This window comes from Synoicihabitans lomoniglobus, from assembly GCF_029023725.1.
Taxonomy (GTDB): domain Bacteria; phylum Verrucomicrobiota; class Verrucomicrobiia; order Opitutales; family Opitutaceae; genus Actomonas; species Actomonas lomonigloba.
On record NZ_CP119075.1, the window covers coordinates 4,387,887 to 4,410,558 of the forward strand.

17 protein-coding genes are annotated in these 22,672 nt (G+C 60.4%); 7 read left to right on the top strand and 10 right to left on the bottom strand.

What is annotated here, in order from left to right; all coding sequences use genetic code 11:
- Positions 1-3: 3 nt before the first annotated feature.
- The 3 genes from PXH66_RS17000 to PXH66_RS17010 are packed head-to-tail and all read left to right on the top strand — an operon-like array spanning position 4 to position 3,493.
- Entirely contained in the window at positions 4-1,518 is a 1,515-nt protein-coding gene (locus tag PXH66_RS17000) for a sugar ABC transporter ATP-binding protein (protein WP_330930086.1), read from the top strand.
- Positions 1,515-2,540: an ABC transporter permease gene (locus tag PXH66_RS17005; RefSeq protein ID WP_330930085.1), complete on the top strand. Its 1,026-nt coding sequence runs from the start codon at positions 1,515-1,517 to the stop codon at positions 2,538-2,540. The genes PXH66_RS17000 and PXH66_RS17005 overlap by 4 nt, the downstream gene beginning before the upstream one ends.
- Entirely contained in the window at positions 2,537-3,493 is a 957-nt protein-coding gene (locus tag PXH66_RS17010; protein WP_330930084.1) for an ABC transporter permease subunit, read from the top strand. The genes PXH66_RS17005 and PXH66_RS17010 overlap by 4 nt, the downstream gene beginning before the upstream one ends.
- Here PXH66_RS17010 and PXH66_RS17015 read toward each other — a convergent pair.
- Positions 3,450-4,526 carry a LacI family DNA-binding transcriptional regulator gene (locus tag PXH66_RS17015; protein ID WP_330930083.1) on the bottom strand — a complete coding sequence of 359 codons (1,077 nt, stop codon included), beginning with the start codon at positions 4,524-4,526 and terminating at the stop codon, positions 3,450-3,452. The genes PXH66_RS17010 and PXH66_RS17015 overlap by 44 nt on opposite strands.
- A 159-nt stretch (positions 4,527-4,685) precedes the next feature.
- Between PXH66_RS17015 and PXH66_RS17020 the strand changes: the two genes are divergently transcribed.
- The 4 genes from PXH66_RS17020 to araD all read left to right on the top strand — a co-directional run bounded on the left by PXH66_RS17020 (position 4,686) and on the right by araD (position 10,735).
- Positions 4,686-6,704 carry an alpha-L-arabinofuranosidase C-terminal domain-containing protein gene (locus PXH66_RS17020; RefSeq protein ID WP_330930082.1) on the top strand — a complete coding sequence of 673 codons (2,019 nt, stop codon included), beginning with the start codon at positions 4,686-4,688 and terminating at the stop codon, positions 6,702-6,704.
- The gene (locus PXH66_RS17025; RefSeq protein ID WP_330930081.1) at positions 6,701-8,365 is read left to right on the top strand and encodes a ribulokinase; all 1,665 of its coding nucleotides are present in this window, start codon (positions 6,701-6,703) and stop codon (positions 8,363-8,365) included. The genes PXH66_RS17020 and PXH66_RS17025 overlap by 4 nt, the downstream gene beginning before the upstream one ends.
- Positions 8,366-8,412: 47 nt before the next feature.
- Positions 8,413-9,921 (top strand): L-arabinose isomerase, encoded by a 1,509-nt coding sequence (gene araA / locus PXH66_RS17030; protein ID WP_330930080.1) that lies wholly within the window; start codon positions 8,413-8,415, stop codon positions 9,919-9,921.
- A gap of 103 nt (positions 9,922-10,024) precedes the next feature.
- Positions 10,025-10,735, top strand: coding sequence for an L-ribulose-5-phosphate 4-epimerase AraD (araD, locus tag PXH66_RS17035; protein WP_330930079.1), 711 nt, complete (start codon positions 10,025-10,027; stop codon positions 10,733-10,735).
- Between the two features lie 95 nt (positions 10,736-10,830).
- On the opposite strand, the gene PXH66_RS17040 is transcribed toward araD, so the two are convergent.
- The 9 genes from PXH66_RS17040 to PXH66_RS17075 form a co-directional block, all read right to left on the bottom strand.
- Positions 10,831-11,766 (bottom strand): IS110 family RNA-guided transposase, encoded by a 936-nt coding sequence (locus PXH66_RS17040; protein ID WP_330930078.1) that lies wholly within the window; start codon positions 11,764-11,766, stop codon positions 10,831-10,833.
- Between the two features lie 369 nt (positions 11,767-12,135).
- Entirely contained in the window at positions 12,136-13,092 is a 957-nt protein-coding gene (locus tag PXH66_RS17045; protein ID WP_330930077.1) for a ThuA domain-containing protein, read from the bottom strand.
- A gap of 506 nt (positions 13,093-13,598) precedes the next feature.
- Complete coding sequence (locus PXH66_RS17050) at positions 13,599-14,717, bottom strand: glycoside hydrolase family 71/99 protein (protein WP_330930076.1); 1,119 nt, start codon at positions 14,715-14,717, stop codon at positions 13,599-13,601.
- Positions 14,718-14,807: 90 nt separating this feature from the next.
- On the bottom strand, positions 14,808-16,199 hold the full coding sequence (locus PXH66_RS17055; protein ID WP_330930075.1) for an MFS transporter: 1,392 nt from the start codon (positions 16,197-16,199) through the stop codon (positions 14,808-14,810).
- Positions 16,200-16,542: 343 nt separating this feature from the next.
- Positions 16,543-18,789, bottom strand: a complete 2,247-nt coding sequence (locus tag PXH66_RS17060; protein WP_330930074.1) for a LamG-like jellyroll fold domain-containing protein — start codon at positions 18,787-18,789, stop codon at positions 16,543-16,545.
- A 172-nt stretch (positions 18,790-18,961) separates the two neighbouring features.
- A complete protein-coding gene (locus tag PXH66_RS23230) occupies positions 18,962-19,480 on the bottom strand; it encodes an SGNH/GDSL hydrolase family protein (protein WP_425609310.1) in 519 nt (172 codons plus the stop codon).
- A gap of 42 nt (positions 19,481-19,522) precedes the next feature.
- Positions 19,523-19,687 (bottom strand): SGNH/GDSL hydrolase family protein, encoded by a 165-nt coding sequence (locus PXH66_RS17065; protein WP_330930073.1) that lies wholly within the window; start codon positions 19,685-19,687, stop codon positions 19,523-19,525.
- Positions 19,688-19,708: 21 nt separating this feature from the next.
- Positions 19,709-21,181 (bottom strand): sulfatase-like hydrolase/transferase, encoded by a 1,473-nt coding sequence (locus PXH66_RS17070; protein ID WP_330930072.1) that lies wholly within the window; start codon positions 21,179-21,181, stop codon positions 19,709-19,711.
- A gap of 56 nt (positions 21,182-21,237) precedes the next feature.
- On the bottom strand, positions 21,238-22,671 hold the full coding sequence (locus PXH66_RS17075) for a sulfatase-like hydrolase/transferase (RefSeq protein ID WP_330930071.1): 1,434 nt from the start codon (positions 22,669-22,671) through the stop codon (positions 21,238-21,240).
- Position 22,672: the final 1 nt, after the last annotated feature.

Below are 22,672 nucleotides of genomic sequence, written 5' to 3' on the forward strand. Positions count from 1 at the left end.
TCCATGAGTCGCGCCCCCGCCCAGCCTCTCCTCGCCCTCCGCGGTATCGGTAAACGGTTCCCGGGAGTCATCGCCCTCGATGGCGTCGACTTTACGGTTCGGGCAGGGGAAGTCCATGCGCTCATGGGCGAAAACGGCGCGGGCAAGTCGACCCTCATCAAAGTTCTCACCGGCGTGCACCGCGCCGATGGCGGCACCATCTCCCGCGATGGTTCGCCCATCGCTCCCGCGTCCCCGCGCGAGGCCGAAGCCGCCGGCATCAGCACCGTCTATCAGGAAGTAAATCTCATCCCTTCGCTGACGGTCGCCGATAACATCGCGCTCGGTCGTCAACCGGGGCGCTGGGGCTGTATCAACAGCCGCGCCATGCGCGAGCGCGCCCGCACCGCGCTCGCCCGGCTTGAACTGCATTGCGACGTCGACGCGGAACTCGGTTCGCTCTCGGTGGCTCACCAACAGATGGTCGCCATCGCCCGCGCCCTCGACATCGAGGCCCGCGTGCTCGTGCTCGACGAGCCCACCGCCTCACTCGACGAACGCGAAGTCGAAGAACTTTTCCGCATCATGCGCCGCCTGCGCGACGAGGGCATGGGCATCGTTTTCGTCACCCATTTTCTGGATCAGGTTTACGCCGTCACCGATCGCATCACGGTGCTGCGCAACGGCCGTTTCGTCGGCGAATATGCCACGAGCGATTTACCGCGTCTTGAGCTGGTCGGTCACATGCTCGGTCGCAAAGTCTCGGCCCACGAGCACGCGCCGTCCGACCACGTCGCGTCCGACGCGCCGGAGTTACTACAGGCCGAAGCCCTCGCCCGCCCGCCCGTCATGGGTCCCGTTTCATTGGGCGCTCGTCCCGGCGAAGTCACCGGGCTGGCCGGCTTGCTCGGTTCCGGCCGCACCGAAACCGTGCGCATGCTGTTCGGCATCGACCCGATCTCGACCGGCAGCCTCACCTTTGACGGCGAATCCGTCACCCGACTCGATCCGCGCGAAACCATTCGCCGCGGGTTCGCGTTCTGCTCCGAGGATCGCAAGACGGAAGGCATCCTGCCCAATCTCACCGTGCGCGAAAACATCATCGTCGCGCTGCAGGCCCGCCAAGGTGCCGCACGTCCCCTTCCCCGCGCCGAACAGGACGCGTTGTGTGATCGCTACATCAAGGCCCTGCGCATCAAAACTCCCGACGCCGAGGTCCCGGTCGGCACGCTCTCCGGCGGCAATCAACAGAAGGTGCTGATCGCCCGCTGGCTCGCGACCAAACCGCGCGTGCTCATCCTCGACGAACCGACCCGCGGCATCGACGTCGGCGCCAAACAGGAGATCGAAAACCTCATCGACGAACTGCGCGCCGAGGGCCTCGCCGTCATTTTTATCTCGTCCGAAATCGAAGAAATCGTGCGCAACTGCCACCGCGTTTTCGTGCTGCGTGATCGTCGCACCGTCGCCGAGTTCAGCGGCGCCGACATCACCTTGCCCGACTTGCTGGCCACCATGGCCGGATCACCTGCCGCATGAGTGCCTCTGTCGCAAAACCTTCGCGCCAACGTTCACCCGTGTGGTGGCCCGCCATCGGGCTGCTCATCTTGATCGCGGTCAACGCCGTCTTCGATCCCGGCTTTCTCAAGATGACGATCGTCGACGGTCATCTCTACGGCACGCCCATTGATCTGTTTAACCAGGGTTCGCGCGTCATGCTGTTGGCGCTCGGCATGACCTTGGTCATCGCCACGGGTGGCGTGGATCTCTCGGTGGGCTCCGTCGTCGCCGTGAGCGCGGCCGTATGTGCGCAGCTCATCGTGCGGGAAACGGCGCTGCCGCTGGTCGTGCTCGCCGCCCTCGGCACGGGTCTCGCCGCCGGCGGGATCAACGCGGTGCTGGTCGCCCGGATCGGCGTGCAACCCATCGTCGCCACGCTCATCCTCATGGTCGCCGGTCGCGGACTCGCCCAACTCATCACGGGCGGCAACGTCGTCATTTTCAGCGACGCTAGTTTCGAGTTTCTCGCCAAGGGCCACGTGCTCGGCTTGCCCGTCGCCGCATTGCTCGTGCTCGCGTTGTTTGGCATCGCGCAACTCGCCCTGCGCCGCACGGCCGCCGGACTATTCTTGGAAGCCGTGGGCGACAACGCCACCGCCAGTCGCTTCGCCGGCATCGCCGCCGCCCGCACCAAGGCGCTCGCCTACCTCGCCTGCGGGGGTTGCGCCGGTTTGTGCGGCGCGCTCGTCGCCGCGCACATCGCCGCGGCCGATCCCTATCAGGCCGGCATCAACATGGAGTTGGACGCGATCTTCGCCGTGGTCATCGGCGGCACCGCGCTCACTGGCGGGCGGTTTTATCTGCTCGGTTCGTTGATCGGCGCGCTGTTCCTGCAGGCGCTGACGTTGAGCATGTTCTACTTCGGCGTGCCTCCGGCGGTCGCCCCCGTGCCCAAGGCCGTGCTGATCATCGCGGTGGCGCTCATCCAGGTGCCGCGCCTGCGCCAAAAACTCACCGCGCTGTGGCAACGTTCTCCGGCCAACCGAAAGGCGACGTCGTGAACTTGTTTCGCCGTCAATTACCGGTGTGCGTCACTGCCGCCATTCTCCTGATTCTCTACGTTTCCGCCGGCTTCGTCTACGACGGCTTTTTCGGCGGACGCGTGGCGGCGAATCTCATTTCCGATAATGCCGTGCTGGGCATCGCCGCGCTCGGCATGACCCTCGTCATCTTCACCGGCGGCATCGACCTGTCGGTCGGCTCGGTCCTCGGCTTCACCTCCGTGTTGACCGCCACGTTGATCACCTCGGCCGGTTGGCCGCCGTTGGCGGCGTGGAGCGTCGCCCTCATCGCGGGCACCCTGATGGGCGTGCTCTTTGGCGGGCTCATTGAAAAGGGAGAATTGCCGCCGTTTCTGGTAACCCTCGCGGGCATGTTTTTCGCACGCGGTCTGGCCTTTGCCATCAGCACCGAATCCGTGCCGATCAACCACCCGTGGTATCGCTCATTGAGTGAAGTCCATGTGGCGCTGGGAGACTTTCGCCTGCCTCTGCCGGGCATCCTGCTGTTGGTCCTCGCGTTGGCGGTCTACGGTTTGGCCCACCACACGCGACTCGGGCGCAACCTGCTCGCCATGGGCGGTAGTGAGTCCTCGGCCCGCTTGATGGGCTTGCCGGTGAGTTCGGCCAAGGTCGCCGCCTACGCCATCAACGGGGCGCTGGCTGCCGCCGCCGGTATTGTGGCCACGCTCTATACCGGCTCGGGCAATCCCGCGACCGGTATCGGACTCGAACTCGACGCCATTGCGGTGGTGGTCATCGGCGGCACCGTGCTCACCGGCGGACGCGGGCATGTCGGCGGCACCGTGCTCGGCGTGCTCATTCTCGGCGTCATTCAAATGGGCATTCTTTTCGACGGTCGTCTCGACTCCGCTTGGATGCGGATCGTGGTCGGCCTGTTGCTGCTGGTGTTTATTTTGCTCCAGCGCCTGCTGCTCGCGCGGTCGAAGACTTGAGTTCCGGCGCGCTCGTGCCGTCGGTCCAAGTCGCACCAATCAAGGTGGCCCGGGGGAACTCGTTCACGCCGGTTTCGTTGTTGTGGATCTGCGTGACGAGCATGTCGACCGCCGCTTCACCCACGGCGAAGTTGTGCTGATTCATGCCTGCGAGTTCCGCACTGGTCGCGCGCCACTCGAGTTGAATGACACCAATATCCTCCGGGATGCGGCGCCCGGTCGCTTTGATCCAGCGCACCACGCGATTGTAGAGGGTGAACACGACATCCGGACGGTGCTGATCCAACCACGTCTCAAACCCCGCCGGGGCCTCCGCTGCGCTGCCCGGCAGGTCAAAAATCGGCAGACGTCGCGTTCGCGGCAACTCGCGTTGTCCGGTTTGAAACCCGGCCGAAAATCGCCGCTCGACCAGTCGATCGATCACGTCGTCCAGGACCAGTCCGGGACGCCGATAGCCGAGCTCGATTGCCCGCTCGATCGCCTGCAGGGCGAGGTGGTGATGATCGACGCAGCAGAACGAAAGATCCGGGTCGCGGGTGCGCACCCCCGTCACGACCGTGGGGAACGTTTCCCACAGTGACGTGTATTCCGGTGGCAGGCGGTTGGAATCCATCAGCCCGACGAGCAGGATCCCCTTGATGCCGCGCGTGTGCAAAATCCGACGCAACCGTTCCGGTTTGAGCTCCGGATCGTGCATCCAAAAACGATCAAACGCATACCCGGTCTTCTCCGCGCGCGCTTCGCAACCCGCCACGTAAGTCGGGATGGTGGGGTGACTCTGCAACGCGTGCGGATCGCGGTTCGCATTGATCAGCGCCAACTTCGCCTGAAACCGCGTCGTGCGCGAGGCCCGCAACTGCGCCATCAATTGTGAAAGCACCGCATTGGGCTCGTAACCCATGTCCGCCGCCGCCGCCTGCACCCGCTCCCGCGTCTCCAGCGAGATCTGGGGATTGTCCTTCAACGCCAGTGAAACGGTGTATTTCGAACAACCCACCCGGCGGGCAATATCAGCTAGCGTGCAACGCGCCATGACCCGCTTTTCCCCCGAATCCACCTAACGGTCAAGTTCTCCCGGCATTCGCCCGGTGTTAGTCAGACTATAACTTGTTCATCCACCGCCTTTCCCCGGCTCCATTTACCCCTTCACCTCAAGTCCGATCTCCGCCGTGCGAAGCGCCCCCCACGCCCCATGTTCCGTTTTCCGCTCACCGCCTGTTTTCTGAAAACGCTCGTTCCGTGGTTGGCCCTCGCCGTCACCGCGACGGCCACACCGACCCTCCGCGTCGATCTCTCCGCCCCCGGCCGGGCCATCAGCTCCGATCTCGTCGGCATCTTCTACGAGGACCTCAATTACGCCGCCGATGGCGGACTCTACGCCGAGCTCATCCAAAACCGCTCCTTTGAATACAGCGCCACGGAGCAGGTCAGCTGGACTGCGCTTTCGTTTTGGGAACTGATCCAAGCCGGCGATGCCGAGGGTTCCTGGGGATTGGGCAACGCCCGCCCCGTCCACGTGAATAACGAGCACTACCTCACTCTCACCGCCCGCCAACCGGGCGACGGCGTGGGCATCCGAAACTCAGGCTTCGATCAGATCCCGGTCGAGGCCGGCCACGCCTACGAGGCATCGTTTTTCGCTTACCAAACTTACAACGGCATCATGTGGCGCGGCGATGGCGTGGACCAATCCACTCCCATGCCCGTGACGCTGCGCCTCGAAGCCGCCAACGGCGAGGTGTTGGCCGAAGCCAAACTCGAAGTCTCGGGCCGCGACTGGACCCGGTATCACGCCACCCTCACGCCCTCCCGTCCGGACCCGCAGGCCAAGTTCGTGCTGCTCATCCATCAGGTCGGCAGTATCGCCCTCGATATGGTTTCGCTCATGCCGCACGACACGTTCAAGGGTCGGGCCAACGGGCTGCGTCGGGATCTCGCGCACGCCATCGCCGACCTCGAGCCCAAGTTCATGCGCTTCCCCGGCGGTTGCCTCGTGCACGGTCCCGGCGTTCGCCAATTCTACGATTGGAAGAAAACCATCGGCCCCGTCGAAACCCGCGAAGCCGAACGCAACTCCTGGGGCTACCACCAAACCTACGGTCTCGGCTTCTTCGAGTTCTTCCAATTCAGCGAGGATATCGGCGCCAAGCCTGTGCCGGTCGTGTCCGCCGGCGTTTGCTGCCAACACGCCGGCCACAGTCCGGGCCGCGGCCAGGAGGGTCTGCCGATGGAGGAAATGCCCGCTTACATTCAGGACGTGCTCGACCTGATTGAATGGGCCAACGGTCCCGCCGATTCCGAATGGGGCGCCGTGCGCGCCGCCGCCGGTCACCCCGAACCTTTTGGACTCCAACACCTCGGCGTCGGCAACGAGGACGCCATCACGCCCCTCTTCGAGATCCGTTTCAACATGGTCCGCGACGCTATCAAGGCGCGCTACCCGGACATCGTGGTCATTGGCACCTCCGGTCCATTCGCCTCGGGCGAAGACTTCGACAACGGCTGGGCGTTCGCCCGCGACATCGATGTCGAGATGGTCGATGAACATTACTACGTGCCACCACAGTTTTTCTGGGACAACCAGGATCGCTACGATCACTACGATCGCGCCGGCCCATTGGTCTACCTCGGCGAATACGCCGCGCATGAACCCGATCGCCGCAACACCCTGCGTTCCGCCATCGCCGAAGCCGCCGGACTCGTCAGCTACGAGCGCAACGCCGACATCGTGCACTTCGCGTCCTACGCCCCCTTACTGGCCCGGCGCGGCCACACCCAATGGCACCCCGATCTGATCTACTTCGATGCCACGAGCGTATTTCTCACCCCCAACTACTACGTCCAACAGCTCTTCGGTCAGCACGGCGGCGACCGCCATCTCGACACCGCCCTGACCGGCACCGTCGACGGAGCTAAACTCGCGGCGTCCTCCGTCACCGATTCCGCTTCCGGCGACGTAATCCTCAAACTCGTCAATGGCGACGACACGCCCGTCGCGCTCGAAGTGCAATTGTCCGGACTTTCCTCCGACCGGAAATTCACCGCGCAACGCATGGTGCTCACCGGCCCCAGCGCCGACGCGATCAACGAGGACGGTCGGGAACCCGCCGTAAAACCGGTTTCCACCTCGACCACGATCACCGCAACTTTTCACTATCAGGCCCCGGCCAACTCCCTCACCGTTTTACGTTTCAACCCCACCACCCCATGAGTTTCACCATCGGTCTCGACTACGGCACCAACTCCGCTCGCGCCCTCATCGTGCGCACGGCTGACGGCCGGGAGTTCGGCTCCTGTGTCGTCGATTATCCCAGCGGCCACCAAGGCGTTTTGCTCGATCCCAAGGATCACAACGTCGCCCGCCAAAACCCCCTCGACTACCTGCACTGCCTCGAAGCCGCCACCCGGGGCGCGCTCGCGCAGGCCGCCTCAAAGCGCGGCTTTTCCGCCGCCAAGGTCGTCGGCATCGGCGTCGACACCACCGGGTCCAGCCCCATCCCGGTCGACGCCAAAAACCGCGCGCTGACCGCCCAGAAAAAATGGGCGAAGAATCTCAATGCGCACTGCTGGTTGTGGAAGGATCACACCAGTTGGCGCGAAGCCGCCAAGATCACCGAACTCGCCGCCAAGCACCATCCGGAATACATCGCCAAGTGCGGTAACACCTACTCGTCCGAATGGTTTTGGGCCAAGATCTGGCACTGCCTCAAGGTCGACCCCGCCGCCTTTGCCGCCGCCCATTCCTGGGTCGAACTCTGCGACTGGCTGCCCGCCGTGCTCGGCGGCGTGACCGATCCGACCGCCATCAAACGCGGCATCTGTGCCGCCGGTCACAAGGCACTCTTCTGCGACGAATGGGGCGGCCTGCCGGACAAGGCGTTTCTGCGCAAACTGTCACCGAAACTCGCGAGCCTGCGCGACCGTCTGTATTCAGAAGCACACGACGCCAGCGTCGCCGCCGGACACCTCTGCCCGGCATGGGCCGCCAAGCTCGGCCTGCCCGCCGGCATTCCCATCGCCATGGGTGAGTTCGACGTGCACTACGGCGCCATCGGTTCCGGCGTCGCCGAGGGCACACTCGTCAAAGTCATCGGCACCTCCACTTGCGACGTCGGCGTGGTGTCGGCCGACAAACCCGTCGCCGACATTCCCGGCATCTGCGGCATCGTCAAGGGCGCGATCCTACCCGGCTACTACGGCCTCGAAGCCGGTCAGTCCGCCGTCGGTGATATCTTCAAATGGTGGGTCGAGGTGGTCTGCGGCGGCGACGACAAGACTCACGCCCAGTTCACCAAGGAAGCGGCCGCCCTCTCTCCCGCCGAGAGCGGTCTGCTCGCCCTCGATTGGAACAACGGCAACCGCACCATCCTCGTGGATCAACGCCTCACGGGGCTGACGCTCGGCACCACTTTGCACACCAAACCCGCCGAGATTTATCGCGCGCTCATCGAGGCCACGGCCTTCGGTGCCCGCGCCATCATCGAACGTTTCCGCGCATACGGCGTGCCGATCAAACGCGTCGTCTGCGCCGGTGGCATCGCGGAGAAAAACCCCATGCTCATGCAGATCTACGCCGACGTCACCGGCTGCACCATGCTCGTCGCGGGCTCCAGCCAGGCGTGTGCCCTCGGCTCCGCCGTCTCCGCCGCCGTGCTCGCCGGGGCTCATCCGGACTTCAAAACTGCCCAGGCCAAAATGACCGCCCTCAAACCGGTCGCCTACAAACCGCAGCCCGCCGCTCGTCGCACCTACCAAAAGCTTTACGCGCTGTATCGCCAACTTCACGACAGCTTCGGTGGCGTCACCCCCGATGCCGACCTCTCCGGCGTCATGAAACAGCTCCTCACGCTCAAAGAAAAAGCCCGCGCCTGATCCCGCGAGTGTAACCATTATGGTTACACTTCTTCATCTCCTTTTCCATGAAATCACTTCCCTCTCCTGAAATCTGGTTCGTCTGCGGTTCGCAGCATCTCTACGGTCCGGGCCCTCTCCAAGAGGTCGCCGCCAATGCGGCCACGATCGCGGGCAAGCTCGATGCCTCGAAGCATCTGCCGCTCAAGATCGTCTTCAAAGCGCTGCTCACCACGCCGGACGAGATCACCAACCTGTGCATCGAAGCCAACGCCAACCCGCAGTGCGGCGGCCTGATCCTGTGGATGCATACGTTCTCACCATCAAAAATGTGGATACGCGGACTCGGCCTGCTGAAGAAGCCGTTCCTGCACCTGCACACCCAGTTCAATCGCGATCTGCCGTGGGGCACGATCGACATGGATTTCATGAACCTCAACCAGGCCGCCCACGGTGACCGCGAGGCGGGGTTCATCCACACCCGCATGCGCCTCGACCGCAAGGTGGTGGTCGGCCACTGGAGCGATGCCGAGGTGCAGCAACGCATCGGCGCGTGGATGCGCGCCGTGCGCGGCTGGACCGATTGGCAGGGCGCAAAATTCGTGCGTTTCGGCGACAACATGCGCCAGGTCGCCGTGACCGACGGCGACAAGGTATCCGCCGAGATGAAGCTCGGTTTCGCAGTCAACACCCATGGCGTCGGCGACCTCGTCGCTGTGGTCGACGCGATCAAGCCCAATGATATTTCCGCGCTCTGCGCCGACTACGAAAAAGCCTACGCCCTCGCCCCCGCGTTGAAAAAAGGCGGCAAGCGCCACGAGGAGTTGCGCTACAGCGCCCGGCTCGAACTCGGTCTGGGCCAGTTCCTCGAAGAGGGCGACTTTAAGGGATTCACCGACACCTTCGAGGATCTGCACGGCCTGCGCCAACTCCCCGGCATGGCCACCCAACGTCTGATGGCGGCGGGCTACGGTTTCGGCGGCGAGGGTGACTGGAAGACCGCTGCCCTTGTGCGCGTCATGAAAGTCATGGGCCACGGACTCAAGGGCGGCACTTCCTTCATGGAGGACTATACCTACCACATGTCGCCGAAGGGCCATCAGGTGCTCGGCTCGCACATGCTGGAGATCTGCCCGAGCATCGCCGGCGGCAAGCCCAAGGTCGAAGTCCACCCGCTCGGCATTGGCGGCAAGGAAGACCCTGTTCGCATGGTCTTCGACGCTCCGGCGGGTGCTGCGCTCAATGCCTCCCTGATCGATTTGGGCAACCGCTTCCGCCTCATCGTCAACGAAGTCGACGCGGTCAAAACGCCCAAATTGCCCAAGCTGCCCGTCGCTCGCGCGGTCTGGGAATGCCGCCCCGATTTCAAGACAGCCTGCCAAGCGTGGATTCTCGCCGGCGGCGCCCATCACACCGGCTACAGCTACACCGTAACGAGCGAAATGCTCGAAGACTTCGCGACGATTGCCGGCATCGAAACGGTCCATATCGACGCCGACACCCGCATCGGCTCGCTCAAACAAGACCTCCGCAACAACGAGGTCTACTACCACCTCAATCAAGGCTTCCGCGCCTGATGGAATTAACCACGAAATACACGAACCGCACGAAAACCGTCCGACAACGCTGACCTTTCGTGTTATTCGTGTATTTCGTGGTTAAACTTTTCGTCCTCTTCCCATGCTGACTGAACTCAAACGCGAGGCCTACGAGGCCAATATCGCCCTGCCGCGCGAAGGCCTGATCAACCTCACCTTTGGCAACGCTTCCGCGATCGATCGCGCCCAAGGCATTTTCGCCATCAAGCCCTCCGGCGTCGCCTACGCCGACCTCACGGCGGAAGACATGGTGCTGATCGACCTCGATGGGAAGCAGGTCGATGGATCGATGCGCCCGTCGTCCGACACGCCCACGCATCGTCGACTATTCCTCGCCTTTGAATCGATCGGCGGCGTCGTGCATACCCATTCCTCGCACGCCACATCGTTTGCGCAGGCGGGCCGCGAGATTCCGATCTTCGGCACCACACACGCGGACTATTTTTTCGGCCCGATTCCCGTCACCCGCAAAATGACCGCCGCCGAAATCGGTGACGGAGCTTACGAATGGGAAACCGGCAACGTCATCGTCGAGCGTTTCGCTGCGCTCGATCCGGCGGACTTCCCCGCCGTGCTCGTCAACCGCCACGCTCCGTTCACCTGGGGCGCCACCGTCGCCAAAGCCGTCGAGGTCGCCGTCGCCGTGGAGTGTATCGCGCAAATGGCGCTGATGTCGCTGCAACTCGAACCGACGTTGCCCGCCATCGAACCAGAGTTGTTGCACAAACACTTCAAACGCAAACACGGCCCCGGTGCCTATTACGGCCAGACCGATTCCGGTCCGACTTGCTGACGATCGTGCGGTGAGCTCTTATTCTTGGAAGAGCCAACTCACACGGTTCCTGTGCAAATTCCACCCGTAGCAACTGTCTTATTAAGTATGGAATTTTAAGCGGTCACCGCAGGGGCGTCGGCGAGGATGCGGTTGAGGAAAATGACGAGTTTGCGAGCGACGGCGATGTAGGCGACTTTAGCGGGTTTACCGGCTTGGCGAAGGCGTTGATAGTAAGGTTGCAGATACTCGTTGTGTTGGGCGGCGACGACGGCGGCCTGATACAGTGCTCGTCGAACGTGGGCGCGTCCGTGAGCGATATGTCGGTGGCCACGCATGGTGCCGGAGTCGTGGTTGATCGGGGCGAGTCCGCATAGCTTGGCGATTTGGCGGCGGTTGCACTGGCCCAGTTCGGGCAACTCGGCGACCAGCATCCACGAGGTCTTTTCCGCGACCCCGCACACCAAGCAAAGGGCTTGCATGCGTGCGGCGATGGGCGCGGCGGCGGCGGTGTCGAGCAGTGCGCGCAATGCGCGTTCGGCTTTGGTAATATCGACGTCGATACGCTCGATGTGCTGTTGGCACAGGCGTTGGGCCGCAGCGTCGAGCTGCCGAGCTCGGCACTGCCACGCTTTGCGGTCTTCGACCAAGCTTGAGCGCACGACCAGTAAGTCACGCATCTTGCGCAACACCTTGTCGGGCATGATGGTGAGAGCGGGATTGAGGCACTTGCCATAACGCTCCAGGACCTCGGCGTCGACGGCGTCAGTCTTCTCCAAGCGTCCCACCGAACGGGCAAAATCCCGCACATGGCGTGGGTTGATCACCGAGATGGGGATGTGTTGTTTGGTGGCCGCCTGCTGGAGCGCATGGTGGCAACGACCGGTGGCTTCACACACCAGGTGCACGCGGGGATGGGTTTGGCGCAAAGTGCGCAAATGCGCCACGAGGATCGCGTCGCGGTTGGGGACCGGAGTGTTCGGAGCGGAGGAAAAGTTCAGCGTCTGAGCGCTGACATCGACCCCCAGATAGTGGATTGCGGAAGGATTCATACTCTGCCTTGTTTTTGACGGGCTCGGTGCGAACCGGCCCCAGCAACTGTTCGAGTTAATCGACCAAAACTCCGGCGGCTCACGCTACGATCGAACTGCCCGCGTTTAAAAACGTGGGCGTTCAAGGAGCGCGACGAGCTCACCGGAGCCGATCCACCGGGGCGGCCGCCCCGGTGGATCATCCCGCTTTACCCACGGAGCGAACAGACCAACCCCGTGAACAAAACCGAACAGCCCCCACCATAGCATATTTTAAGCAACAAGGAGCGCGCTGGCGCGCGATCCCCACCTGCCTCTCGTCTCCAGCGTTCCGCGTTCAGCCTTCCGCATTCAGCGCGAGCAAGCTCGCAGCCTACCTTGGAATCCGAGTCACGGCCCCTCAAACGGACGGCTGCTCATGGCGGCCGCCGTGGGGAAATCATCCGGCACAGGCAGCGTCACTTTTCCGGTCGCCGCCCATTCCGCGCCGCGCAAAAACGTGGTGATGAAACCCACGCACTCGAACGAATAATCGTCGTGTCCGAGCGTGCTGTGGAACACGCGTCCGTTGCCGTAGTTGATGGTCATCAACATAGGCTCGTGTCGCTCGGTGCCGCGTTGGTCGGCCGCCGAATAGGCCGTAGCCAACACCGTCATGTTCTCGGCCGGTCCGCGCAGACGATCATAACACTCGTCCATCGTGTGCAGCCAACGCTGCGGTAATCCGGCCGTGATCGGATGCGGCTCGCGCAAGGTCAGTTGGAATTCATGTTGCGGACCGTGACTGCCGCCGCGCCCCGGTGACTCATCCCGCACCCGCTCATCGGCGTCATTGTAATACACGTAAGGACCGGACTTTTCATCGCGGTCGCCCCAGCCGCCCAGCCCGATCATGCGATTGTAGGCCGGCCATTCGGGGAAAGCGTTGTCGGCCGCGTGCACCACGACCAGTCCGCCCCCGGCGTTCACGAAGCGCTCAAATGCTTCGCGCGTGGCGACGGGCCACGGCGCGGTCTGCCAGCCAAAATTGTTAATCACCACATCGTAGTCTTCGAAGGCGGGCGCGAAGTCGGGATCGGATTTCGGTTCGCCGAGCTCCTGCGTCGGCGACTCGCCCGTCAGTGGATAATCACCCAACCATTTCGCGCCCCGCCACGTGAAGGCCGTGCGTTCGACATCGACGGTGAAGCGCCCTGACTCCTCCAAATAACGCTTCATCATCACGGTGGATTTCGGCCACACATCGTGGTTGTTCTGACCATCAATAATCAGCGCGCGCAACGACGGCGCGGCGGCAAGAGGAGAAAGCAGCAGGGCCATGCCCAGTCCGAGCGCGAGGGGTTTCATTACTGATCACCATGCAACGCCCGGGAGAAAAAACGAGTCTGCGAACGGCCCGATTAGCGTTAACGTTGCTGCGGGACGCCCGCCAAGATTAACCCTCTCGCGGGCGGCGGCCGGGAGGTTCCCGACGCGGGAATCTCTCCGGAGACAATCAGGACGAGCCAATTCCAATTGGGGTGCCAAAGGGATCGGCTGCCTGCGACCAGTGATTTGCCACCTCAACTGGCGCGCTCGTTCGTCCGCCCGACATGGCTGGCGTCCAACCAATTCCGGCGAGCCTCCACATTCCAGTTTAGCTTTCCCATTGTGATGGTGTCATGGCCTTAATAATTTGCGGTGATCTTCGGCGTCACCGCAGTGAACCCAAAATGGAGATGAGCCACGAAGTCGATTTCGGGGAGTTTTACCAACGTCCCAAAAGTAAACCTACGGGGCTTTGCCAACGCGGTAAGACGTGGGCGTTGGACTCAACGCAAAAGCTACCTCCGGCCCAACCACCTATTTTCAATTTATTCAAGCGGAGCACCGGCGGGATTGAGCACCCGGCGGACGGCTTCCAATCGCTCCATGTCAGGTTCTCCGGACGGAGTCCATGTCGGAGCCAGCCAGCCTCCCTCGTCATACTCATTCCAAGCGTAGACGATCACCGTATTGGCCGGGTTGAGCCCGGGGTAACTGCGCACCAGATCGAGAGCCGATCGAAGGGTTGATTCGATTTCGCAGGGCGTGGCCATGCTGGGAAATACGTCCTGATGGTGGTAGGAACTGGAAAGGTCTTCCCAAAAGACCGGGTTGTCCTTGCGCGGCATTTTGTCCCATCCCGTGGTCACAAAGGGCACCAGCGGAGTCTGGTGGGCGGTCGCAGCCTGCCAATAGTCCTGCTCGACCAGCTCGGCGAGCTCATGGAAGGTGGGAACATCCGATGCGTAGGCGTAGGCGGAAACCGCGTCGAATCCCAGCGACGATTTCTTGGCGAAATCGTCAACCGGCTTCCAGCCCATGTAGACAAAATAGGGATCCATTCCCGCTTTCTTTAAGGCAGCACGCAGGTCGTTGAAGCGAGACACCGGAAATTGTTCGTCGAAGGTGTTGCCAAACGCGTAGACCAAGGGCCGACCTCCGGCCACAGTCACGTAACCGGGCTCCTGGAGCAGTCGAACGAAGCGGGCCTGCTCAAGCGCCCATACGTCCTCTTCCAGTCCGATCGAGTTATGCAGGATCAAACAGAACTTGATCTCCCCGCGGTCGGGGCTGGCCAGATACTGCTCCAACCCTTCCGACATCTCGCTGCCTTTCGGGTAAAGCAAGAACGCCCAGTAATCCAAGCCCGCCGCCGCGGCATAGTTGATCTCCTGCTCCATCACGCCCGGCGCACTACCATCAATGTGAGCTTTATCGTCTGCGTCCAATTCCGCGAACCAAGGCAGTCGGTGATGGTATCGGACCGGACTGAGGGTGCGCTCAACCTCGCGCGTCACTTCGCCTCCCGACCAAGCATCCCACCGAATCGCGCCGACCGTGGGACGGTCGACCGGGTTCGCCCCCGCCGACAGCGCGGTGATGACCATCGTCGCAAGCCTCACCAGCGTTCGAGTTTCCGGGGTGTTAATGAAAGTTAGGTATGACATGATTTTAGTGGCTTTCCGTAGAGCGAGGGAATCGGGACACGGAGACGGAACCGCTTCATTCGGGCTCGCCGTTGCCGCTCTGGGCCGGGCTCAATGTTCGGCGAGAGCCTCCTGGATCTCTTGCATGCGTTTCTCGGTCAGCCGATAGCCACCCAGCACGAGCAGCGAGATTCCCCCCAGAATTGCCGGCAGAAGGGAGAAGCAAAATTGCATCCATCGCAGGGTGCCTCCGCTCTGACGTCCCTCCAATTCCGCGTCAAAACCGATCCAAACCAAGAGGAACCCGGAAACGACGATGGCCAAAGTAAGCCCGGCTTTGTTGATCCATTGCCCGACCGCCATGAAGGAACCCTCCCGTCGACGACCGGTGCGCAATTGATCCTCATCACAGAGGTCGGCGACCATCGACGGCCACAACGTCCAAAACGCGATGTTGGCACCGTTGTAAAAGAATCGAGTGATAAGCGTCAGCAGCGGATTCCCAATCTGCAAAAGGAACCATTCCGCGACGGAGGCGATCACGCATATCGCCAAAACGATGAAGAGAGCTCCTTTCTTGTCGAACCGCCGTGAAATGACCGGAACCAGAGGAATGAACACGATCATACCCAAGGTGCCAACCGTTCCATACCAGCCCATGTAAGGCGCGGCCGCCTTCGGATCACCGACAAAGTAGCAATAGGTGGTGATGTAAAAGAGCAGGGTCTGCACAATGTTCGAGCCAAAGACCTGAAGCAGGGCGACCAACTCCAAAGCGAGAAATGAGCGATTCGAGAGCGTGAGCGAAACGGCCCGCGTGAGGGTTATTTTCTCTTGTTGCTGGGCCGATGTTTGCAGGCGCTCTTTGAGAAACAAAGCCGGAACGACCCCCGAAAAAATGAAAATGATGCCGCCCGCGATTCCGGCGACCTTGATCCCCGTAAGCACTCCGCCGAAGATGTCCAACTGGGCGAAGGGGTAAACCCACGACAGCCCGAACCATCCGATAACCGAAATAAAACTTCGAACCGCCATGAGCCTCGTTCGCTCGTGGTAATGAGGCGTAAGCTCCATGGCGAGAGCCTGATACGGAATCGAGAAGATGGTGTGGGCCGTGAAATAGAAGAGGTTCAGGACCGCGAAATACCACAGAATCCCCGAAGTCGACCAACCCCCAGGCACCCACCAAATCGCAGCGAAAAAGACCCCGGACAGAAGCGCACCGAGGATGATCAGCGGGCGCCGCCGGCCCCAAGGGTGGCGAAAATTATCGGAGAAGTTACCCACCACCGGGTCAGTAAAGGCATCCCAGATGCGGAAGACCGACATCACGATGCCGAGGGCCGCCGGACTCACCCCGAGAGCAACGTTGAAGATCGGATTGGCCAACGAACCCACAGCGTGGAGTCCGATTTGGTCCAAGAAGACCCCACTACCGTAGGCAATTTTGCCGCGAGGCGTAATGACTGACCGGCTCTTCGCCTCGGATGAGGTTGCCGTCATGGCAGCAGTCCTTTGGGGGCTTTTTCCGCAAGCAGGGACATCATGGAACTCAGGGGGAGGTAAGAAGGGGAAATGGCGGGACGTTCGTCACCGCCACTTCGGGGGGTTAAATTGCTTCCTCAAAATAGCCTAACGCGGAAAAATCGTCTTGAATGATTTCACCATATTCAATCGGAAATCGACATGGTCGCGCCCCCACGGGCCATCAAGAAGACGAAAAAACGAACCCCACTGCTACGCCCCGGGCGAAACAATGGGATCCAGACTCACCAAGCGACTTGTCCACCGCAGGCGTGTAACGAAGATATTCGAATCGAATGGCCTGCAATAGCCTTAATCCCCGTCATTGGGGAGCGTTATACAGATCGGCTACCTGCTGACTGTTCAAAGCCTGGTCACAGATGATCACCTCGTCGATCTTGCCGGCGAACCAGTCGATATTATCCGCCGACTTATAGCCGAAGTGCAAAGGAGAACTGGTCGCCGCGATGCTCCCTGAAATTGTGGTCGTGGCAGTATTCACCAGCGAACCGTTCAAGTAAGTGCGCAACTTAGAACCATCATAAGTGCCTACCAAGTGATACCACTGACCGGTGCTTAGGGTGCCGAATCCAAGGGACGTGCCCGTGGAATACCAGGCATTGTTTGAGGTCGCGACGACTAGGCTGGCATAGCCGGTGGGACCGACGGTAAGACGATAGGAACCTCCCTCGGAGGCCTTGCCAACGGGCACGGATACAGCCGCGGTGTTAGTCTCCACCCAAACCCACGCCGCTATCGTAAGTTTGGCCATTCCGTCGAGATCTTTAGAATCATGCACGGTAATGTAGTCGCCCGCACCGTCGAAGACGGCGGCGCTGCCGACCTTTCCACTCGACCAAGAGACATCGCCATTAATGTAGCCCACATGTCCTTTGCTGGCGGAATCGGTCGCCCGGAGGGAACTGCTGGTTCCGTCAAGCAGCCACGCGCCGATCATGGGGTAACCCGTGTAAAATGGCGCGGGTTCGATGGTGTCCATGATCCGAACGTAGTCGATTGAGAACGAACCGGAGGAGGCCCCGTTTTCCGGATCAATCCGCAGGCGGCGAAGGGGACCAATCCAATTGGAATTATCGGCGAAATTCACCGTATATTCCCGATACTCAGCGTCATTTGGATTGATACTAAAGACGTGGGATTTTGCGCCAGTGAATCCATACGTAGAATCGGCGGGATTTAAGAAATATATATGCCCCTTGGTTCCCGCGGTGCCGTTCTTCATGCGCACGGCTACAATATGATGCTCATTGATCGACTCGCCGAGATTGTCGGCTGAATAGACCTGAGGATCAATGCCTGCCGGGGAGCCGTCGATTGTCCCCGGATCAGCGCTGTCGTGGGTAAATCCTGATACTTGATAAGCACCGGTCCAACTTTCCGCGTTGGAGGTAAACGACCACTCCTTGCCCACACCAGTCGTGATGCCCGGGGCACCCAAAACAGTCGCAATCGCGTTCAGTCGGTCGGGACCTTCTTCAAGCGTGGGGCAAATCCAGCCGCCCTCATCAAACTCATCCCACGCGTAAACAAGCACCGTATTGGCCTCGGCGGCACTGGAATAGGTATCCACCCAATTGATGGCATCTTGCAGCTGGTCCGCCACTTGGGAGGGGGTGGCCATCTCGGTGTAATATAGGAACGAGCTCGGTGGCGGATTCGCCCATGACTGGGGGATTTCGAAGCGAGTGCGCCTATCCCACCCGGTCGTTACCCAAGGAATAACCTTTCCGCCCCCCGATGTCCGGTAGCTGTTCCATTTCGACTTCTCATTATTTTGCAGAATCGAATATTCCGCTCCGCTGGTGGAACCAGTCGAAGTGGCATAACTGGAAACCGCATCCAACCCGAGATTACTCTTGGCGGAAGAGGCTGAGCTGGCACTGAATTCCAAAGCAACGAAATAGGGATCTCCGGTCCCTTGGGTAATCGAGTCGCTGGCGAGCAGGTCCAATTCTGCTTTCGCGGCCGCCCAGCTTCCCCATAGAGATTGCATTTGGCTAGCCAGAAAAATATAAACCAACGGCCTTTCCACTCCTCCGATATTGACTGTTTGATAGTCGGAATTTTGGAAGTAGTCCAACATACGCTCAGAAAATCCATTGGTCTCGGTCCAAAAGGCGGGGCTACGGTCCCCCTGAATGATGGCGCAGAAATCTACATTCGATGAGGTAACATTATGGACATCCACCATTTTGCCCAAGGCGTAGCTATGTCGATAAAGCAGGTAAGCAAAGTAATCGATACCACCACCCTCTGCATACGCGAGCTCCCGCTCAAAAACCGCGGCGGTATCACCTTTGATGGTCACGGTATTTTCGCCGTTGATCTCAGCGAAAAACGGCAACCGGTAGTGCCAGTGCTTCGGCCCCAAAGTAGCCTCTACTTGTTGGCCGACGGAACCTGAAGCACCACTGTTCCAGACATCCCAGCGTATCGCGCCCACGAGCGTGTTGTTGGGGTTGGACGCAAAAGATGATAGGGATGCTGCAAAGAAAGCTGATACAACGATAATTGTCCGGCCAAAAAACCATGGAGAGGTGGAAGTCATTGGGGTTGGGGTTGGGGTTGGGGTTGGGGTTGGGGTTGGGGTTGGGGTTGGGGTTGGTAAATCTTCGCAATCCGGTTCAGCGCGAAACCGGTAAGTAATAACCTAGCAGCATCTTAGGCCAAGGTCTTGAACGGTTTCGTGATAAACTTGAACGCACCTTCGATGCTTGTGTTCATTTGTGATTCTTCCGGCGCCTCTCCCTTTCACTATTCAGTTCCACATCACGGTTTTTCCGCAGACAGAAACTCCGCTTTATTAAAAATTCCCTCCGTTCGTATCGACCGAATTGGTAACGGAAAAGTGGCTGATAGGCGTCGCCAGGGACGGTCGTGGAAGATCCGCAAAATTTCGGGCTCCAATGCCTTTGCCCACACCTCGTATCCCGCGTTTGTCGGGTGCACGTTATCCGGGCGAAAAAGCCCTTCTTGAGGGACCTGTCGGGCTCAGCGAAAAGGCGATTCGAATCCAGATTTCGAATACCCAGCTTTGCGGCCCATTGGGGCAGCCTGCGATTGACCGATTCATTAATCTCGCGCCGCCCGACATGGTCTGCCCACGGAAAAAGGGAAACCAAAAGGAGTTCCGCTGGGGGCAGTTTCAATTGGATCTGCAGACAGATCGCCTCGATGCCATCGAGCGATTTTTCTGGAACACCATTCCTGGTGTTGTTCGTGCCAATGGAAACCACCACGAGCTTCGGATTGATGCCATCCAGCTCCCCGTGCGCGGTTCGTCACAGGACTTGCTGGGGCCGGTCGCCCCCCAAACCCAAGTTCAAGGCGTTGCGGTCACCGTAGTATTCCTGCCAGACCGATTTGCCGACGTTTTCCCATCCGCGCGTGATCGAGCCTCCGGTGAAGACCAAATCCACGAGCTCTTTTCGGTGGAGCCGTTGCATAATTTGCCGATGACGCGGCATCTACCATGGCAGGGCGTATTCAGCCGTTTGCACCACAGGGATGACCGCGTCCTGCTGCTTACCACAGAGCGTGTTAAGCGCGGCCAATCTCTCTGCCATCAGGATCGGGATCTGGACTCCCATCGCTTCCAATCGGTTTAATAGATCCTCCTGCAGGCGAGCCGCCACATCCGGTTGAGTCCCGATCAGATTTCGACGCTGCCCCGGATCCTTGGCGAGGTTGTAGAGTTCATGGGTTTCTATCTTCCCCGGACCCTTGCCATTCAGCAGATCAACTTCCCAATGGTGAATGTAGATGTAATCGCCATCACGAAGGGAGCTCCATGGGCGCAGCCACGCGCTGCCGTCTTCGCCACGATAGTGGGGAAAGTGAAAAACAACCGGCGCTCGTTCCTCAGTCGACTGGCCCAGCAGAGCCTTCGTGAAATCTTCACTGTCCGGCGCTGCACCCTCCGGCACGGAGCCACCCGCCAAATCCACCAGCGTTCGAAAATAGTCGGTCGTGACGACGACACCGTTGTTGCTGGAACCCGGTTGAATTCGTTCAGGCCACCGGGCTACGAAGGGAACCCGGATGCCTCCTTCATACCAACTCCCTTTCCCCGCGCGATAGGGGAAGTTCAAGTCTCCCAGACCGCCGTTATCACTGGTGAAAATAACCAGAGTGCTATCGGCGATTCCCAACTCGCCGATCTCCGCCAACAGATCGCCCACGCTGTCATCCAAATCCTTGACCATGCCGGCATAGACCGGGGTCTGCAGCGGTGAGCGATCGGCCCATTCCGGTAGAGACCCTTTTCGTTCGAAATGCTCTCGGCTCCCCGTCGTGGCCGCTTGGGGAACGTGCACGGAGTGATGGGAGACGACGACGAAGAAAGGGGTGTGGGATTGAGCGGCCTCCTTCATAAAGTCATTCGATCGACGCGTGATCTCCGCCAAATGATACTCATCGTGGTTGGCGTCCGCGGCCAGAGCCGTGTCGCAGTGATTGACCAACCATTCGTCGTATCCCGCTTCCTCCGGGCTCACCCCCTCGATGTGCCACTTGCCGAACATGGCCGTGCGATAGCCCGCCGCCCGTAATACGTCCGGCAGAAAAGTCTGGTTCGGAGACAAAAGTCGGTCGGGTTCGCACCAAAGCGGCTCTGCCACGTATACATGGCTCAACCCCCAAGGGTAGACTTCGGTGGAACGGGTGCGGGCGGGAAACTTCCCCGTGATCAGGGCGGTGCGCGTCGGCGAACACACCGAACCCGCCGAATAGTGTTGATCAAAACGCATGCCCTCCCGGCGAAGTCGATCGATGTGAGGCGACTCATAGAAGTTGTTACCGTAGCACCCCAGATCATTGATACCCAAGTCATCGGCCAAAATGAGGACCATGTTCGGGCGTTCGGCTCGAGACGAAACGCCAAAGGCCAGCGCCACCCCCAGCAGGGCCGGGAACAGGTGTAAAAAGCGGGAGATAATCATAGGCTAATTGAGAATTTTCATAATGGGGCGATCAGGTTGGCTGGCTCCGTCCCGCCTCAAGGATCATCGTATTCAGAATGATTATACCAATCGACCGGCGGCGGAGCCGGATAGCGGAGATCAAGCCGGCTCCGCGTGAACGCACTGAACAAGGGGTCGTTGATCTCCTTCATCCAAGTGATCAGACGACGGCGCTGCCGGGTCACCTGCCCTGTTGCGGATGGAAGATTTATTAGGTTTCGCAGCTCCCCCGGATCACTCTTGAGATCGTAGAGCTCGTCATGGTCGGCGGTCGGGTTCCAGACATACTTCCAATCGCGATCACGCACCATACGTGAACTGTAAAGGCCCATTTGGCACCCACTGTATTGGGCAAAGATATCAGAGCGAGCCTCCTCCCGTCCATTGGCCAAATCCAACAGATCCTGGCCAACAAACGAATCTGGAATCCCCAATCCCGCCACGCGAGCTATTGTGCGAGCCAGGTCGATTTCGTTGCAGACAAATGCGTCGCAGGTCTGCCCCTTCTGTAGTCGCCCCGGAAAGCGCATGATCAAGGGAACCCGCACCAAGTCGTCATACATCGCGTAGTGCTTGTCCAGTAAACCATGCCCGCCACAATAATCACCGTGATCCGAGGAATAGATCACCAACGTCTCATCGGCAATGCCCAGTTCCGCCAACTGCGCCAGCAAGCGTCCAACCTGTTGATCGATCAAGGACACCTCGGCAAGATATCGGGCAACCACCGGTTGCCAATCCGACCATGTCCAGCTGCGGGTGCCCCAGACTTCATGCTGTCGTCCCTGCGCGACCGGCTTGCCTTCCAACCTATCGGAAAAACTCGGCCAAGGCAGGATGCTGGTGGAATCATACCGAACCGATTCCTGCTCCGGTGGGCGACAGGGCAAATGAGGCTCGTCAGGGTCGAGGCGAATGAAGAAGGGACGTGCTTCGCCGTGATAACGTCGCATCAAACTCAACGCTTGATCCGTAAGCCAAGCGACTCGGGACTGTGCTGGCGTAATGGCCCGATCCACGTCGCCAAACCATCCGTTGACCACTTCAATCGGAGGAATCCCCTGAGCCTCTCGCCAACGATCGTAGCCATCCCGCAGGATGGCGTCATCCACCCCATGATCTGCGGGGGCCCCGGCGACTTCACCGTGAAACTTCCCCACCAACGCTTGGCGGAAGCCCGCATCTGCCAGCAAATGCCACAAATTCGGCAGGTCCCGCCGGGCGGGCTGGTAGCCCTCCATATGCTCAATATTGATGCACCCATGCGTCGTAGGCCAGGTTCCGGTCAGCAAAGACGCCCGGGCGGGCGAACAAATCGGTGAGGGGGTGAACGCATGGGTGAAGTTCACCCCCTCCCCGGCTAACTGATCAAGGTGGGGCGTATGAACCAAAGAGTGCCCGTTGATCCCAAGACAGTCCTGACGGTGCTGATCGGAATGGATGAGTAGGATGTTGGGCGCACGGTTCATC